Raw genomic sequence first — 15,735 nt, forward strand, 5'->3', positions numbered from 1 at the left:
ACTCATGGGCCTGTCAAGGGTGCCTCGCGGGCGTACGGAAAAGCTGCCGGCGCCTCAGAAAGGCACCGGCAGCCCGGAGTTCACCGTTCCGTACGCACGTTCCGTACGGGGAGGGATCCCGTCAGCCGACGAGGCTGTCGTCCAGCTCCTCCGTCAGGTTGGACTCGGTCCCGGGGATCCCCAGGTCCTGCGCCCGCTTGTCGGCCATCGCGAGCAGCCGGCGGATCCGGCCGGCCACCGCGTCCTTGGTCAGCGGCGGGTCGGCGAGCGCGCCCAGCTCCTCCAGGGAGGCCTGCTTGTGCTCCATGCGCAGCCGTCCGGCCGCGGCGAGGTGCTCGGGCACCTCCTCGCCGAGGATCTCCAGGGCGCGCTGCACCCGGGCCCCTGCGGCGACCGCGGCGCGGGCCGAGCGGCGCAGGTTGGCGTCGTCGAAGTTGGCCAGGCGGTTGGCGGTGGCGCGGACCTCGCGCCGCATCCGCCGCTCCTCCCAGGCGAGCACCGACTCGTGCGCGCCGAGCCGGGTCAGCAGGGCGCCGATCGCGTCGCCGTCGCGGACGACGACCCGGTCCACGCCCCGCACCTCACGGGCCTTCGCCCCGATGGAGAGCCGGCGGGCCGCGCCGACCAGGGCGAGCGCGGCCTCCGGACCCGGGCACGTCACCTCCAGGGAGGAGGAACGGCCGGGCTCGGTCAGCGAGCCGTGCGCGAGGAACGCGCCGCGCCAGGCAGCCTCGGCGTCACAGGTCGCGCCGGAGACCACCTGCGGGGGGAGGCCCCGGATGGGACGGCCGCGGCCGTCCACGAGACCCGTCTGCCGGGCCAGCTGGTCGCCGCCCGCCACCACCCGCACCACGAAGCGCGAGCCACGCCGCAGACCGCCGGGGGCCATCACGATCAGTTCGGAGCTGTGCCCGAAGATCTCCAGGATGTCCCGCTTGAGGCGGCGGGCCGCCATCGCGGTGTCGAGCTCCGCCTCGATCACGATGCGGCCGCTCACCAGGTGCAGCCCGCCCGCGAACCGCAGGATCGACGAGACCTCTGCCTTCCTGCAGCAGGTCCGGGTGACGGGAAGCCGGGAGATCTCGTCCTTCACCGCTGCCGTCATCGCCATGGGCCGATCCTTCCATGCATCCGAAAAATACGGTCGTACGCGGCGGCCAACAGCTCCGGGTCGTGCTTCGCGGAGCCGTCGGGCCCGGCCACCGGCGCCAGCTCGACCGCGGCACCGAGCCGCTTGGCGGCATCGGCGAGGGACTCGCGGTCGGGCACGGCGGCCTCGTCGGCCAGCACCACGTCCAGGGCGAGTTTAGGGGCGTGTCGTCCCAAAACCTCCAAATGACGCTGCGGGGAGAAGCCGTCTGTTTCTCCGGGCTGCGGCGCGAGGTTCAGCGAGAGCACCTTCCGGGCCTTCGTCTCGGCCAGGGCGTCGAGGAGCTCGGGGACGAGGAGGTGCGGGATCACAGAGGAGAACCAGGAGCCGGGACCGAGCACCACCCAGTCCGCGTCCAGGACCGCCGCGACCGCCTCGGGCACGGCCGGAGGGTCGTGCGGCACGAGGTGCACGGACTGCACCTCGCCGGGGGTGAGCGCCACGGTCGCCTGGCCGCGCACGGTGTCCACGTCGTCCGGCCGCTCCGGGTCGTGCCCCCTGACCAGCGCCTCGAGCTCCAGGGGCACGGCGGACATCGGCAGCACCCGGCCCTGGGCTCCGAGGAGCCGGCCGACCAGGTCGAGGGCCTGGACGGGGTCGCCGAGCTGCTCCCAGAGGGCGACGATCAGCAGGTTGCCGACGGCGTGGCCGTTGATCTCGCCCTTGGACTGGAAGCGGTGCTGGATCACCCGGGCCCAGGTCTGGCCCCAGTCGTCGTCGCCGCAGAGCGCGGCGAGCGCCTTGCGCAGGTCGCCCGGGGGCAGCACGCCGAGCTCCTCCCGGAGCCGGCCGCTGGAGCCCCCGTCGTCGGCGACGGTGACGACCGCGGTGAGGTCGCCGGTGATCCGGCGGAGGGCGGCGAGGGAGGCCGACAGGCCCATGCCGCCGCCGAGCGCGACCACCTTGGGCTGGGCGCCGCGCCTGCGGAGCGTACGCCGCACCGCGAGGGTGGAGGTACGCCGACGGTACGGCTTCACTCGCGCCCCATGTCCCGGTGGACGACGACGGTCTCGACCCCTTCGGAGGCGAGGCGGGCGGCGAGGCGCTCGGCGGTGGCGACGGAGCGGTGCTTGCCGCCCGTGCAGCCCACGGCGATCGTCACGTACCGCTTGCCCTCGCGGCGGTAGCCCGCGGCGATCAGCTGGAGCAGCTCGGTGTAGCGGTCGAGGAACTCCTTGGCGCCGGGCTGGTTGTAGACGTAGTTCGACACCTCCTCGTTGAGGCCGGTGAAGGGGCGCAGCTCGGGGACCCAGTGCGGGTTCGGCAGGAAGCGCATGTCGACGACGAGGTCGGCGTCGACCGGCAGGCCGTACTTGAAGCCGAAGGACATCACGGTGGCCCGGAGCTCGGGCTCCTCGTCGCCGGCGAACTGGGCGTCCATCTTGGCGCGCAGCTCGTGGACGTTGAGGCTGGAGGTGTCGATCACCAGGTCGGCGTCGCCGCGCAGCTCGCGCAGCAGGTCGCGCTCGGCGGCGATCCCGTCGGTGATGCGGCCGTCGCCCTGGAGGGGGTGCGGCCTGCGGACCGACTCGAAGCGCCGGACCAGGGCGTCGTCGGAGGACTCCAGGAAGACGATCCGGCGGGTGACCTGCTTGGAGTCCAGGTCGGCGAGGGACTCCCTGAGGTTGTCGAAGAACTGCCGGCCGCGGACGTCGACGACGACGGCGATCCGGGCGACGTTGCCCTGGGAGCGGGCGCCGAGCTCCACCATGGTGGGGATCAGCGCGGGCGGCAGGTTGTCCACGACGAACCAGCCGAGGTCCTCCAGACACTTCGCCGCGGTGGACCGGCCGGCTCCGGACATGCCGGAGATGATCACCAGCTCGGGAATGGCCGCCTCGGCGCCGTTGTCGCCGGGGGTCTCCTTCGTGCCCGTACTCACGTGTCCTGCTCCGTCTTCTCGGTCGTGCGGGTGGTGCGTGTCGCGCTCGCTCATGCGGTGGTGCCCCCGTCGTCTTCCATGATCTCTCCTGTGGCCGTGTTCACGGCGGGTGCGGCGGGGGCCGCCTGGGCCAGGGCCACGGCGACCGCCTCCGCGGTCTTCCGGCCGAAGCCGGGGACCTCACAGATCTGCTCGATTGTCGCCTGCTTCAGCCGCTTCACCGAGCCGAAATGCTTGATCAAGGCCTGTTTGCGCGACTCCCCGAGGCCGGGGACGGCGTCGAGCGGGCTGGTCCGGAGGCGTTTGGTCCGCTTGGACCGCTGGTAGCGGATGGCGAAGTCGTGAGCCGTGTCACGTACCCGCTGGAGCAGATACAGCCCCTCGCTGGAGCGGGGCAGCACCACCGGGTCGTCGTCGCCGGGCAGCCAGACCTCCTCCAGGCGCTTGGCGAGGCCGCAGACCGCGACGTCGTCGATGCCGAGCTCGTCGAGGGCGCGGCGGGCCGCGGCGACCTGCGGCTGCCCGCCGTCGACGACGACGAGCTGCGGCGGGTACGCGAAGCGCTTGGGCCGCCCGTCGTCCTGGGCGTCCTCGGCGGGGACCTCACCGCCGAGAAGGACCTCACGGCCGGCCGGGGGCTCTCCACCGGGCGGGGCCTCCCCCTCCGCGAGGGCGCCCCACTCCCCCGTGCGGTCCTTCTCGGCGAGGTACCGCTTGAAGCGCCGGCTGATCACCTCGTGCATGGACCGGACGTCGTCCTGGCCCTCGAAGCCCTTGATCTGGAAGCGGCGGTACTCGCTCTTGCGGGGCAGCCCGTCCTCGAAGACGACCATCGAGGCGACGACGTCCTCGCCCTGGAGGTGCGAGATGTCGAAGCACTCGATCCGCAGCGGCGCCGAGTCCAGGTCCAGGGCCTCGGCGATCTCCTCCAGGGCCCGGGAGCGGGTGGTGAGGTCACTGGCGCGCTTGGTCTTGTGCAGCACGAGCGCCTGCTGGGCGTTGCGCGCGACGGTCTCCATCAGGTCCTTCTTGTCGCCGCGCTGCGGGACGCGCAGCGAGACGAGGGAGCCCCGGCGGCCGGAGAGCCAGGCCGCGACGGACTCCGTGTCCTCGGGGAGCGCCGGGACCAGGACCTCCTTGGGGACCGCGTCGCCGCTCTCCTCGCCGTACAGCTGCTGGAGCGCGTGCTCCACGAGGCCCGCGGTGTCGACGGCCTCGACTTTGTCCGTGACCCAGCCGCGCTGGCCCCGGACGCGTCCGCCGCGCACGTGGAAGATCTGGACGGCGGCCTCCAGCTCGTCCTCGGCCAGGGCGATCAGGTCGGCGTCGGTGGCGTCGGCGAGGACGACCGCGTTCTTCTCCATGGCCCGGCGCAGGGCCTCTATGTCGTCGCGGAGCCGGGCGGCCTTCTCGTACTCCATGTCCTCGGCCGCGATCATCATCTGCTTCTCGAGCCGGCGGATGTACGTGCCGGTGCGGCCGGCCATGAAGTCGCAGAAGTCGTCGGCCAGTTCCCGGTGCTCCTCGGGCGTGACCCGGGCGACACAGGGCGCGGAGCACTTGCCGATGTAGCCGAGGAGGCAGGGGCGTCCGGCCGAGGCCGCGTTCCGGAAGACGCCCGCCGAGCACGTCCGCACCGGGAAGACCCGCAGCATCAGGTCGACGGTCTCGCGGATCGCCCACGCGTGCGCGTACGGCCCGAAGTAGCGCACGCCCTTCTTCTTGTGCCCGCGCATGACCTGGACGCGGGGGAACTCCTCGTTCATGGTCACCGCGAGGTACGGGTAGCTCTTGTCGTCCCGGTACTTGACGTTGAACCGGGGGTCGAACTCCTTGATCCAGGAGTACTCCAGCTGCAGCGCCTCGACCTCCGTGGACACCACGGTCCACTCCACCGAGGCGGCCGTCGTCACCATGGTGGCCGTGCGCGGGTGCAGGCTCGCGAGCGGCTGGAAGTAGTTCGCCAGCCGCTGGCGCAGGGACTTCGCCTTCCCGACGTAGATCACCCGGCGGTGCTCGTCGCGGAACTTGTACACCCCCGGGGAGTCGGGGATCTGACCCGGCTTGGGGCGGTAGCTGGAGGGGTCGGCCATGCTCCCCACCCTACTGGCGGGCACCGACACTCAGAGCGGGCGCGCTCGTTGGCCGTGCATGGCTCAGGACACTTCAGGACGGCTGGCGGACCGGGCGTGCGTGATCACCGGCGCGGCGAGCGGAATCGGGCGGGCGACCGCGGAACGCTTCCTCCGGGAAGGGGCCCGGGTGGTGGCCGCGGACGTGGACGGGGACCGCCTCGCCACGCTCGCGGGGGTGACCCCGGTGGTCGGCGACGTCTCCCGCGAGGAGGACGCCCGGCGGATGATCGACACGGCGGTGGAACGCTTCGGGCGGCTGGACGTCCTCGTGGCGAACGCGGGCGTGATCCCGCTGCTCTCCGTCACCGAGGCGGAGGCCTCGGACTTCGACCGGGTGATGGCCGTCGACGGCCGGGGCATGTTCCTGACCTGCAAGTACGCGATCGAGGCCATGCTCGACTCGGGCGGCGGGGCCATCGTGTGCACCTCGTCGATCTCGGGCGTCGCCGGCCAGGCCCGGCAGGCGGTCTACGGCCCGGCGAAGTTCGTGGCCACGGGGCTGACGAAGCACCTGGCGGTGGAGTGGGCGGAGCACGGCATCCGCGTCAACGCGGTCGCCCCCGGCACCATCGAGACCGAACGCGTCGCCGCCGCGCGCGTGGAGCCCGGCGGGCCCGAGTACCTGGCCGAGGTCGCCCGGGGCCACCCGATGGGCCGCTTCGGCACGCCGGAGGAGGTGGCGGCGGCGATCGTGTTCCTGGCGTCGGAGGAGGCGTCCTTCATCACGGGCGCGATCCTCCCGGTGGACGGCGGCTACCTGGCCCGCTGAACGCCCACCCCGCACGGACCTGCGCCCGCTGCCCGTGCGGGCCTTCGCCCGCTGCCGTGTGGGCCCGTCACCCGCTGCCGTGTGGGCCGGCCCCGTGTGAACGGTGTCCCGTGCGGGCCTTCGCCCGCTGCCGTGCGTCCCCGCGCTGGGGCGGGGCGGTGCCCGTCACCCACCCCCGTGTGGGCAATCGTCCCGCTGGGGCGGGACGGGTGGGCACACGGGACGGCGCCCTTGGCGGGCGCCTCCGCTCCCTGTGCCTGGACCCGCACCCCTCGCTCGGTGCGCAACGGGTGCGGGCCAGGGCGCGTAAGCCTCTGGCGCCGGCAGGGGCGCCGTCCGTTGTGCCCACCCTCCCCCGAGCTCTCGGCTTCGCTCGAGCAGGGGGGACCCCCATCGCCCCTTGCGGAACGCCTGCCCACAACGGGGGGGCCGGCACCGGCCCGGCGGGACGCCTGCCCGCGACGGGGGGGTGGGGCGGGCACCGGCCCGGCGGGACGCATGGTCGCGACGGGCCGGGCCCGGGCCCACAGCGGTGGGGCTCAGATTCGGCGCCGGCGCCGTATCGCCGTCCCCGCCGCGAGCGCCACGACCGCGCCGACCGCGCCGGCACCCACGCCGGCCGTCACCGTGCCCGCCGCCCCCGGCCTCGCCTCCGCCGCGGCCGTCTCCTCGTAGCCCCCGGCCGCGCCCTTCTTCGCGTAGGCCGAGCCCGGCAGCTTGTCGCCGTAGGCGTGGGCGACCCGCGACCGGTAGGCCGCGAGGCTCGTCCCGTCGCGGCCGACGGCCCGTACCGCGTCCTCGTCCAGCGGCAGCACCTTCGCCCCCTTCTGGACGTACCAGGCGTCGATCTGCGGCTCGCGGAAGACGAGACCGCCGCCGCCCATCTCCGCGTAGCGGATCTCGTCGTCGCCGGTGGCGATGTTCACCACCTGCCAGCCGCCCGGCTGCTTCACCGTCCACAGCGAGGCCTTCTGCCCGTCGGAGGCGACGGCCCTGCTGGCGCGGAACTCGACGCGGGCGACCGGCGCCCCGGGCTTCCCGGCGACGAAGTCGGGGGAGAGCACCCGTACCGGAACGGAGGCGCCGTCGACGCGCGGCGCGGCCGCCGTGCGCGCGAGGGCCCCGTCGCGGGCGAAGAACCGGGACAGGGTGTCCAGCGTCTGCGGCGAGGACGCGGCCTGTTCGGGGGTCGGCGCGGGCGGGAGGCTCTCGGCGGCGGCCGCCGGGAGCGCCCCGAGGGCGACGAGCGCGGTGAGCAGGCCGAGCGCGGCGGCCGTCCGTACGGTCCTCATCGTCGTCACGCCCCGATCCGGTAGAGCGAGTGGGTCCAGGAGAACGAGCTGTTGTTGACGTACCAGGCGTGCGAGGCCCAGTTGTAGCGGTCGCTGGAGGGCCAGGGGTCGCCCCAGTAGACCCAGCTGTTCGCGTCGTCGTAGCCGTAGATCACGTGCATGTGGCCGCCGCCGCTGGACCACTGGATGCGCGTCTCGACGGGCCGGTCGGCGTTGATCTCGGTCTGGACGGTCGAGTAGCGCAGCCAGCCGTCGACGTACGAGCCGGGGCTGATGCCCGCCCAGCTCAGTCCGGTCTGGACGTTGCCGAGGGTGGCCTGCGAGTTGGGGCAGTCGTAGCCCTGCTGGCGGTTGAAGGCGGCGTTGCAGAACTGGTTCTGGCTGTAGTTCCGGCCGTACCAGGTGGCGATGGTGTTGCCGCTCGCCGCCCAGCACCAGTTGGTCTTCTGCTGGGCCTGCATGGTGATGTTCAGCCGCTTGGAGGCGAGGGCGGAGTCCTCGCCGGCGGGTGCGGCGGAGGCCGAGGTCGTGGGGACGAGGAAGAGGGCGGCAGCGGCGAGTGCCGCGAGGTTCAGCTTTCTTCTGCGCATCGCGTTCCTCCCGAAGGTGGGGGGGGTGGGGATGTGGGGGGTGGAGGAGCGCGTCCGGACGCTGGTCAGGAGCATCGGCCGTTGTCCGGAACGGGTCAACACGCTTCAATGCGGGGTGACATCGGACTGTGAACGGTGTGACCCGGGTGTGAACGGACGCCCACGGCCCACCTGCCCGCCCACCCCTCGCGGCGCGACGGTCCGTGCCCCCGCCGTGAACGTTCACTGAGGAGACCTCGTGAGCCACACCGAGGCCGATCTGGCGCAGTTGCTGCACACCGGTCCCTTCCATCTGGCGCTGCGCACCGCGCTGGCCGTGCGCGGGCTGCCGCTCCAGCGGGTCCAGCACCATCTCGCGCACCGGGGCGTCAAGGTCGGGGTGACGAGTCTGAGCTACTGGCAGCAGGGCGCCCGCCGGCCGCAGCGGCCGGAGTCCCTGAAGGCCGTCCGGGCCCTGGAGGAGGTGCTCCAGCTGCCCGGGAACTCGCTGCTGCGGCTCCTGACGGGGGACGGCGCCGCCCGCTCCGAGGTGGAGCGCCCGGCGGGGCGCTCGTACCGCTCACTGGTGGAGGCCTCGGGCTCGGTCGAGGAGCTGCTCGCCGAGCTGGAGTCCCCGGCGGACGGCGGGCTGCACACGGTGGGGCACCACGAGCGGGTACGGATCGGGGCGGGCCGGGAGCTGGTGGGGCGCGAGTCGCAGCACGTGGTGCGGGCGCACCGGGACGGCGTGGACCGCTACCTGGCCATCCACCACGGGGACCCCGGCTGCGACCCGTCCCGGGTGGAGGTGCGGGCGGTGGAGAACTGCCGGACGGGCCGGGTGCGGTGGCATGCGGGGACGGGCGTGGTGGTCGCGGAGCTGCTCTTCGACGCGCGGCTGCGGGCCGGGGACACATACCTGTTCTCGTACGGCTTCGAGGACGGTACGGCGGGTCCGAGCGGGGAGTACGTGCGCGGGTTCAGCTTCGCGGGCGGGCAGTACGTGCTCCAGGTCCGCTTCGACGAGGCGGCGCTCCCGGTGCGGTGCCGGAGGTTCGCTCAGGTCTCCGCGGGGGCGCCGCGCGGCGGCCGTGCGGAGCTGACCCTGAGCGGCCGGCACCGCACGGTGCACGTCGTGGAGCAGGGGGTGCGCCCGGGGATCCTGGGGGTCGACTGGGACTGGGCGTGAGGCCTCAGGCCTTGGGGGCGGCGGCCTCGGGTCCGGCCACCAGCCTGCCGTCCTCGACGCGGACGGGGACCTCGGGGAGCGGGACGGTGGCGGGGCCATGGAGCGCCTTGCCGGTCGTCACGTCGAAGCGGCTGCCGTGGCAGGGGCAGTTGCCCTCGTTGTCCTCGACCTTGTCGAGGACGCAGCCGGCGTGGGTGCACTGGGCGCTGAAGGCCTTGTACTGGCCCTTGGCCGGGCAGCTCACCACGAGCCGCTGCTCGCGGTAGAGCTTGGAGCCGCCGACCGGGATCTCGTCGGGCGCGCCGAGCGGGACCGGGGCGGTCGGGGTCGGGACCTCGGCGTGGCCGAGCTTGGACTCGGTGGAGCAGGCGGCGACGCCCAGCCCGGCGGCTCCGGCGAGGGCCGCGCCTTTCAGTACGGTGCGGCGGCTGGACTGGCCGGACATGAGCGCTCCACGGTTCGAATCGGGGACAAGACCCCCACGGCTGACCGAACCGACGATACCGGCGCCCCCTCCCCCGCCGACGGCCGGGCCCGATGCTGCGCAAGGCCCCGTCCGGGGGCCGGGCAAGGCCCCGTGCGAGGGCCGGGCAAGGCCCCGTGCGAGGGCCGGGCAAGGCCCCGTGCGAGGGCCGGGCAAGGCCCCGTGCGAGGGCCGGGCAGGGCCCCCGTGTGGGGGCTCTGCCCGGGACCTCATGCCTTGCGGGTCCTGGCCGTCGCCTTCTTGGCCGCGGCCTTGGTCGCCGCCGCCTTGGTGGCGGTGCCCTTGGTCGCCGCCGCCTTCGTCGCCGTGGCCTTGCCGGCGGCGGTCTTCGTCGCCACCGCCTTGGTCGCGGTCTTCTTGGCGGGAGCCTTCGCCGCCGTCTTCTTCTTCGTCCCGCGGGCCGCCGGGATCGTCCCCGCGGCGTCGCTGATCCGGTCGGCGCCGAGAATCTCGCGGAGGAACTTGCCGGTGTGGCTCGCCGGGACCGAGGCGACCTCCTCCGGCGTGCCCTCGGCGACCACGAGGCCGCCGCCGCTGCCGCCTTCCGGGCCCATGTCGATGACCCAGTCCGCGGTCTTGATGACGTCGAGGTTGTGCTCGATGACGATCACCGAGTTGCCCTTGTCGACCAGGTTGGACAGGACCTTGATCAGCTTCGAGATGTCCTCGAAGTGGAGACCGGTGGTCGGCTCGTCCAGCACGTACACCGTGCGGCCCGTCGAGCGCTTCTGGAGCTCGGAGGCGAGCTTGACGCGCTGCGCCTCGCCGCCGGAGAGCGTCGGCGCGGACTGGCCGAGGCGGACGTAGCCGAGTCCGACCTCGTTGAGCGTGCGCAGGTGCCGGGCGATGGTCGGGACGGCCTCGAAGAAGTCGAGGGCCTCCTCGATCGGCATGTTCAGGACTTCGGCGATGGACTTGCCCTTGTAGTGGACCTCCAGGGTCTCCCGGTTGTACCGGTCGCCGTGGCAGACCTCGCACGGGACGTAGACGTCCGGGAGGAAGTTCATCTCGATCTTGATCGTGCCGTCGCCGGAGCAGTTCTCGCAGCGGCCGCCCTTGACGTTGAAGGAGAAGCGGCCGGGCAGGTAGCCCCGGACCTTGGCCTCCATCGTCTCGGCGAAGAGCTTGCGGACGTGGTCGAAGACGCCGGTGTACGTCGCCGGGTTCGACCGCGGGGTGCGGCCGATCGGGGACTGGTCGACGTGCACGACCTTGTCGACGAGATCGTCGCCGTCCACGCGCGTGTGCCGTCCGGGCACCGACTTGGCGCCGTTCAGCTCGCGCGCCAGGTGGGTGTAGAGGATGTCGTTGACCAGGGTCGACTTGCCGGAGCCGGAGACCCCGGTGACCGCCGTGAGGACGCCCAGCGGGAAGGAGACGTCGATGTCCCGCAGGTTGTTCTCGCGGGCCCCGTGCACGGTGAGCCGGCGGCCCGGGTCCACCGGCCGGCGGATGTCCGGGGTGGCGATCGCCCGGCGGCCGGACAGGTACTGCCCGGTCATCGACTCCTCGTTGGCGAGGAGCTCCTTCAGGGAGCCGGAGTGGACGACCTTGCCGCCGTGCTCGCCTGCGCCGGGGCCGATGTCGACGACCCAGTCGGCGACCTTGATGGTGTCCTCGTCGTGCTCGACGACGATGAGCGTGTTGCCCATGTCCCGGAGCCGGACCAGGGTCTCGATCAGCCGGTGGTTGTCGCGCTGGTGGAGGCCGATGGACGGCTCGTCGAGCACGTAGAGCACGCCGACCAGGCCGGAGCCGATCTGGGTGGCGAGCCGGATGCGCTGGGCCTCTCCGCCGGAGAGCGTGCCCGCCGCCCGGTTGAGCGAGAGGTAGTCGAGGCCGACGTCGACGAGGAAGCGCAGCCGCTCGTTGACCTCCTTGAGGACCCGCTCGGCGATCTTCTTGTCGCGGGCGTTGAGCGTGAGGCGGGAGAGGAACTCGGCGCAGTCGCTGATCGACATCCCGGAGACCTCGGCGATGGACCGGTCCATGACCGTGACCGCGAGGACGATCGGCTTGAGGCGGGTGCCCTCGCAGGTGGGGCAGGGCACCTCGCGCATGTAGCCCTCGAAGCGCTCGCGGCTGGAGTCGCTCTCGGCCTCGGTGTGCCGCCGCTTGACGAAGGAGACGGCGCCTTCGAAGGCCGGGGTGGTGTACGCCCGCTCGCGTCCGTACCGGTTCCGGTAGCGGACCTCGACCTGGGTCTTGTGGCCGTGCATCAGGGCCTTCTTGGCGCGCTGCGGCAGCCCGGCGTACGGGATGTCCGTGCGGAAGCCGAGGGCCTGGGAGAGTCCGCCGATGAGCCGGCCGAAGTACTCCTTGGTGTGGCCGTGCGACCAGGGGTGGATGGCGCCCTCGTCGAGGGACTTGTCCTCGTCGGGGACGATCAGCTCCGGGTCGACCTCCATGCGGGTGCCGATGCCGGTGCAGTCGGGGCAGGCGCCGAAGGGCGAGTTGAAGGAGAAGGAGCGCGGCTCCAGCTCCTCGAAGGACAGGTCGTCGTACGGGCAGTAGAGGTGCTCCGAGTACATCCGCTCGCGCTCGGGGTCGTCCTCGGCGAGGTCGACGAAGTCGAGCACGACCATGCCGCCGGAGAGTCCGAGCGCGGTCTCGACGGAGTCGGTGAGCCGGCGCTTGGCACCGTCCTTCACGGTGAGGCGGTCGACGACCACCTCGATCGTGTGCTTCTCCTGCTTCTTCAGCGTCGGCGGTTCGCTCAGCTGCACGGTCACGCCGTCGACCCGGGCGCGGCTGTAGCCCTTGGTCTGGAGGTCGGCGAAGAGGTCGACGAACTCGCCCTTGCGCTCGCGCACGAGCGGGGAGAGCACCTGGAAGCGGCTGCCCTCGGGGAGCTCCAGGACCTTGTCGACGATGGCCTGCGGCGACTGGCGGGAGATGGGGCGGCGGCACTCGGGACAGTGCGGCTTGCCGATGCGGGCGAAGAGCAGGCGGAGGTAGTCGTAGACCTCCGTGATGGTGCCGACCGTCGAGCGCGGGTTGCGCGAGGTCGACTTCTGGTCGATGGAGACGGCGGGCGAGAGACCCTCGATGAAGTCGACGTCCGGCTTGTCCATCTGGCCGAGGAACTGCCGGGCGTACGAGGAGAGCGACTCGACGTACCGGCGCTGCCCCTCGGCGAAGATCGTGTCGAACGCGAGGGAGGACTTGCCCGACCCCGAGAGCCCGGTGAAGACGATGAGGGAGTCACGCGGGAGGTCGAGCGAGACGTTCTTGAGGTTGTGCTCGCGAGCGCCACGGACGATGAGACGGTCGGCCACGCCGGTCCGCACCTTTCTTGAGAGAGCGGATGTGCCTGACACACCCAACAACCAAGGATGCCGGATGCTTCCATCGAGCCTATAGCACGCACATTCGATTTCCGGCCGTCCCGAGACCGCTTCACCCGAACGAGTGGCGGCGCTAGGGTCGGCGCCATGATCGATCACGAACGTGACCTTGCCTCCGTGCGCGAGGCGACCGACCGCCTGCTGGCCGCCGCCGCCTCCTGGGACAACGCGGCGACGGCGGAGCCGTCACGGCTTCCGGGCTGGACCCGCGGCCATGTCCTCGCCCACGTCGCCCGCAACGCCGACGCCCTCGTGAACGTCCTCCAGGGACGTCCGATGTACGCCGACGCCGCGACCCGGGACGCCGACATCGAGCGCGACGCAGGCCGTCCGCTCGACGTCCACCTCGCCGACCTGCGCGAAAGCGGCGACCGCTTCCAGGCCGCCGGCGCGGAGCCCGCCGACTGGAGCCGCACGGTCGAGCTCCGCAACGGGGTCACCGACAGCGCCTCCCGGATCCCCTTCCGCCGCTGGGTGGAGGTCGCCCTGCACCACGTCGACCTGGGCGTCGGCTACGAGCTGGAGGACCTGCCGGAGGAGTTCGTCCTGCGGGAGATCGACTTCCTGGCGGAGCGGTTCAAGGGCCTGGAGAGCGTCCCCGCCACCACCCTCCGGGCCTCCGACGGACAGGGCTGGACCACCGGCGGCACGTCCGGCGAGGTCGTCGTGACGGGCCCCGCCCCCGAGCTCCTCGGCTGGCTCGCCGGCCGGCGCGACGGCTCCGCCCTGAAGACCGAGGGCGGCCCCCTGCCGGAACTCCCCCCGCTGTAGCCGCCACTGTCACCCCCCGGGGCTAGTCTGAGGCCATGACGTACAGCGGAGTGGTGAAGGTCGGCGGCCCGGCGGACGTGCACGAGCTGACGGACCTGATGATCTCGAAGGTCGCGGTCGGCCCGATGGACAACAACGCGTATCTGCTGCGCTGCCGCGCGACCGGCGAGCAGCTGCTGATCGACGCGGCCAACGACGCCGGGACGCTCCTCACGCTGATCGGTGACGACGGCATCGCCGCCGTCGTCACCACCCACCGGCACGGCGACCACTGGCAGGCCCTGGAGGAGGTCGTCGCCGCGACCGGCGCCAGGACGTACGCGGGCGCGTACGACGCGGAGGGCATCCCGGTCGCGACCGACGTGCCCGTCGAGGACGGCGACACGATCCGGGTGGGCCGGGTCGAGCTGACCGCGCGCCGCCTGGTCGGGCACACCCCGGGCTCGATCGCCCTGGTCTACGACGACCCGCACGGCCACCCGCACGTCTTCACCGGCGACTGCCTCTTCCCCGGCGGCGTGGGCAACACGTGGAAGGACCCGGAGGCCTTCGCAAGCCTGATCCACGACGTGGAGACCAAGCTCTTCGCGGTCCTGCCCGACGAGTCCTGGATCTACCCCGGCCACGGCAGGGACACCACGCTCGGTGACGAGCGCCCCCACCTCGCGGAGTGGCACGAGCGCGGCTGGTGACCCCCGGCGCGTGTCCCCCGAGCTGCGCACCTCCGTACGCCCCCGTAACCGGGACGGCGGCGGGGTAGTTGGCGCCACATGCGCCAAAGTCACCCTCCGTCGCCGCCCCGGACGCCCTCGATGGGGCGGCTCGCCGCCGCCTCGCTCGTCGGCACCGCCATCGAGTTCTTCGACTTCTTCGTCTACGGGACCGCCGCCGCCCTCGTCCTGGGGCCGCTCTTCTTCCCCACCTTCTCGCCCCTCGCCGGGACCCTGGCCGCCTTCGGCACCTTCGCCGCCGGGTTCCTCGCCCGCCCCCTGGGCTCGGTCCTCTTCGGACACGTCGGCGACCGGTACGGCCGGCGGCCGGTCCTCTTCGCCTCGCTGCTCCTGACCGGCTGCGCCACCGTCGCGGTCGGCTTCGTCCCCACGTACGCGACGCTCGGCATCGCCGCCCCGGCGCTCCTGCTCACCCTCCGCTTCCTCCAGGGCCTCGGGCTGGGCGGTGAGTGGGGCGGGGCGGTCCTGCTCACCGCCGAGCACGCCCCCGAGAACCGGCGCGCACTGTGGTCGAGCTTCCCGCAGATCGGCCCGTCGATCGGCTTCCTCCTGGCGAACGGGGTGATGCTGGCGCTCACCGCCGGGCTGAGCGACGCGGACTTCCGCTCCTGGGGCTGGCGGGTGCCGTTCTGGGCGGCGGGGCTGCTCGCGCTCGTCGGGCTGCTGCTGCGCTCCTCGCTGGCGGAGACCCCGCAGTTCGAGGAGCTGTCCGCGTCCGGGCGGCGCGCGGGCGCCCCGCTGGCCGAGATCGTGCGCGACCACTGGCGTCTCGTGCTGCTGACGGCCGGGGCGCTCGCCGTCGGGTACGCCGTCTTCTACTCGGTCTCCACCTGGGCCCTGGCCTACGGCACCGAGAAGCTCGGGGTGAGCAGCACCGTGATGCTGGCCTGCGTGATGGCGGCGGTGGCCGTCATGGGCGTGGTGACCCCGTTCGTGGCGCTCCTCGGCGACCGCTGGGGCCGCCGGGCGCTCTGTCTGGCGGGCTGCGCGGGCTCCGCGCTGTGGATGTTCCCGATGGTGGCCCTGCTGCACACCGCCCGGCCGCCCCTGATGTTCCTCGGGTTCCTGGGCTCGCTGCTGGCCTTCATCACGATGTTCTCGGTGGTCGCCGCGTACCTCCCGGAGCTGTACGAGCCCCGCGTCCGCTGCACCGGCGCCGCCGTCGGCTACAACCTGGCCGGCGTCCTGGGCGGCGCGCTGACGCCGATCGTGGCCACGACCCTCTCCGAGGGCGGCTCCGGCCCGCCCTGGGGTGTCGCGGCCTACCTCACCCTGGTCGCCCTGGTGAGCCTCGGCTGCTTCGCCCTCCTCCCGGAGACCCTCCCGGGCCGCACCGGCGAACCGGCGCCCGAGCCCGCGACCGCCTGAGCCCCCGGCGGGGGTTCCGGGGCACGGGTTCCCGCGGCCCGGGTTCCC

The 15,735-nt window shown here is 72.8% G+C and carries 13 protein-coding genes; 5 read left to right on the forward strand and 8 right to left on the reverse strand.

Annotated elements, in window-relative coordinates; all coding sequences use genetic code 11:
* Positions 1 to 121: 121 nt before the first annotated feature.
* The 4 genes from whiA to uvrC are packed head-to-tail and all read right to left on the reverse strand — an operon-like array spanning position 122 to position 5,125.
* Positions 122 to 1,111 carry a DNA-binding protein WhiA gene (gene whiA / locus ACN9MM_RS10160; protein WP_073806627.1) on the reverse strand — a complete coding sequence of 330 codons (990 nt, stop codon included), beginning with the start codon at positions 1,109 to 1,111 and terminating at the stop codon, positions 122 to 124.
* Positions 1,102 to 2,127, reverse strand: a complete 1,026-nt coding sequence (locus ACN9MM_RS10165; protein WP_426363311.1) for a gluconeogenesis factor YvcK family protein — start codon at positions 2,125 to 2,127, stop codon at positions 1,102 to 1,104. Before ACN9MM_RS10165 ends, whiA begins: the two co-directional genes overlap by 10 nt.
* Complete coding sequence (gene rapZ / locus ACN9MM_RS10170; protein WP_383673551.1) at positions 2,124 to 3,086, reverse strand: RNase adapter RapZ; 963 nt, start codon at positions 3,084 to 3,086, stop codon at positions 2,124 to 2,126. The genes ACN9MM_RS10165 and rapZ overlap by 4 nt, the downstream gene beginning before the upstream one ends.
* Complete coding sequence (gene uvrC / locus ACN9MM_RS10175; RefSeq protein WP_426363312.1) at positions 3,083 to 5,125, reverse strand: excinuclease ABC subunit UvrC; 2,043 nt, start codon at positions 5,123 to 5,125, stop codon at positions 3,083 to 3,085. The genes rapZ and uvrC overlap by 4 nt, the downstream gene beginning before the upstream one ends.
* A gap of 58 nt (positions 5,126 to 5,183) precedes the next feature.
* Between uvrC and ACN9MM_RS10180 the strand changes: the two genes are divergently transcribed.
* Positions 5,184 to 5,936, forward strand: coding sequence for an SDR family NAD(P)-dependent oxidoreductase (locus tag ACN9MM_RS10180; RefSeq protein ID WP_426363313.1), 753 nt, complete (start codon positions 5,184 to 5,186; stop codon positions 5,934 to 5,936).
* A 539-nt stretch (positions 5,937 to 6,475) separates the two neighbouring features.
* On the opposite strand, the gene ACN9MM_RS10185 is transcribed toward ACN9MM_RS10180, so the two are convergent.
* Together ACN9MM_RS10185 and ACN9MM_RS10190 are read right to left on the reverse strand one after the other, a co-directional pair.
* Positions 6,476 to 7,237 (reverse strand): hypothetical protein, encoded by a 762-nt coding sequence (locus ACN9MM_RS10185; RefSeq protein ID WP_426363314.1) that lies wholly within the window; start codon positions 7,235 to 7,237, stop codon positions 6,476 to 6,478.
* The gene (locus ACN9MM_RS10190; protein ID WP_382859562.1) at positions 7,234 to 7,818 is read right to left on the reverse strand and encodes a papain-like cysteine protease family protein; all 585 of its coding nucleotides are present in this window, start codon (positions 7,816 to 7,818) and stop codon (positions 7,234 to 7,236) included. The genes ACN9MM_RS10185 and ACN9MM_RS10190 overlap by 4 nt, the downstream gene beginning before the upstream one ends.
* A gap of 238 nt (positions 7,819 to 8,056) precedes the next feature.
* Between ACN9MM_RS10190 and ACN9MM_RS10195 the strand changes: the two genes are divergently transcribed.
* Positions 8,057 to 8,986 (forward strand): hypothetical protein, encoded by a 930-nt coding sequence (locus ACN9MM_RS10195; RefSeq protein WP_426363315.1) that lies wholly within the window; start codon positions 8,057 to 8,059, stop codon positions 8,984 to 8,986.
* 4 nt (positions 8,987 to 8,990) lie between these two features.
* Here the strand turns inward: ACN9MM_RS10195 and ACN9MM_RS10200 are convergent, their stop codons facing one another.
* Together ACN9MM_RS10200 and uvrA are read right to left on the reverse strand one after the other, a co-directional pair.
* Positions 8,991 to 9,431, reverse strand: a complete 441-nt coding sequence (locus ACN9MM_RS10200) for a Rieske (2Fe-2S) protein (protein WP_426363316.1) — start codon at positions 9,429 to 9,431, stop codon at positions 8,991 to 8,993.
* Positions 9,432 to 9,679: 248 nt separating this feature from the next.
* The gene (gene uvrA / locus ACN9MM_RS10205) at positions 9,680 to 12,748 is read right to left on the reverse strand and encodes an excinuclease ABC subunit UvrA (RefSeq protein WP_426363317.1); all 3,069 of its coding nucleotides are present in this window, start codon (positions 12,746 to 12,748) and stop codon (positions 9,680 to 9,682) included.
* A 156-nt stretch (positions 12,749 to 12,904) separates the two neighbouring features.
* Here uvrA and ACN9MM_RS10210 point away from each other — a divergent pair, with 156 nt between their 5' ends.
* The 3 genes from ACN9MM_RS10210 to ACN9MM_RS10220 all read left to right on the forward strand — a co-directional run bounded on the left by ACN9MM_RS10210 (position 12,905) and on the right by ACN9MM_RS10220 (position 15,687).
* Positions 12,905 to 13,588: a maleylpyruvate isomerase family mycothiol-dependent enzyme gene (locus ACN9MM_RS10210; protein ID WP_426363318.1), complete on the forward strand. Its 684-nt coding sequence runs from the start codon at positions 12,905 to 12,907 to the stop codon at positions 13,586 to 13,588.
* A gap of 35 nt (positions 13,589 to 13,623) precedes the next feature.
* Positions 13,624 to 14,280: an MBL fold metallo-hydrolase gene (locus ACN9MM_RS10215; RefSeq protein ID WP_426363319.1), complete on the forward strand. Its 657-nt coding sequence runs from the start codon at positions 13,624 to 13,626 to the stop codon at positions 14,278 to 14,280.
* Positions 14,281 to 14,400: 120 nt separating this feature from the next.
* Positions 14,401 to 15,687: an MFS transporter gene (locus ACN9MM_RS10220; RefSeq protein ID WP_426363320.1), complete on the forward strand. Its 1,287-nt coding sequence runs from the start codon at positions 14,401 to 14,403 to the stop codon at positions 15,685 to 15,687.
* Positions 15,688 to 15,735: the final 48 nt, after the last annotated feature.

The sequence above is a fragment of the Streptomyces sp. E-08 genome (assembly GCF_049913095.1).
In the GTDB taxonomy this organism is placed as follows: domain Bacteria; phylum Actinomycetota; class Actinomycetes; order Streptomycetales; family Streptomycetaceae; genus Streptomyces.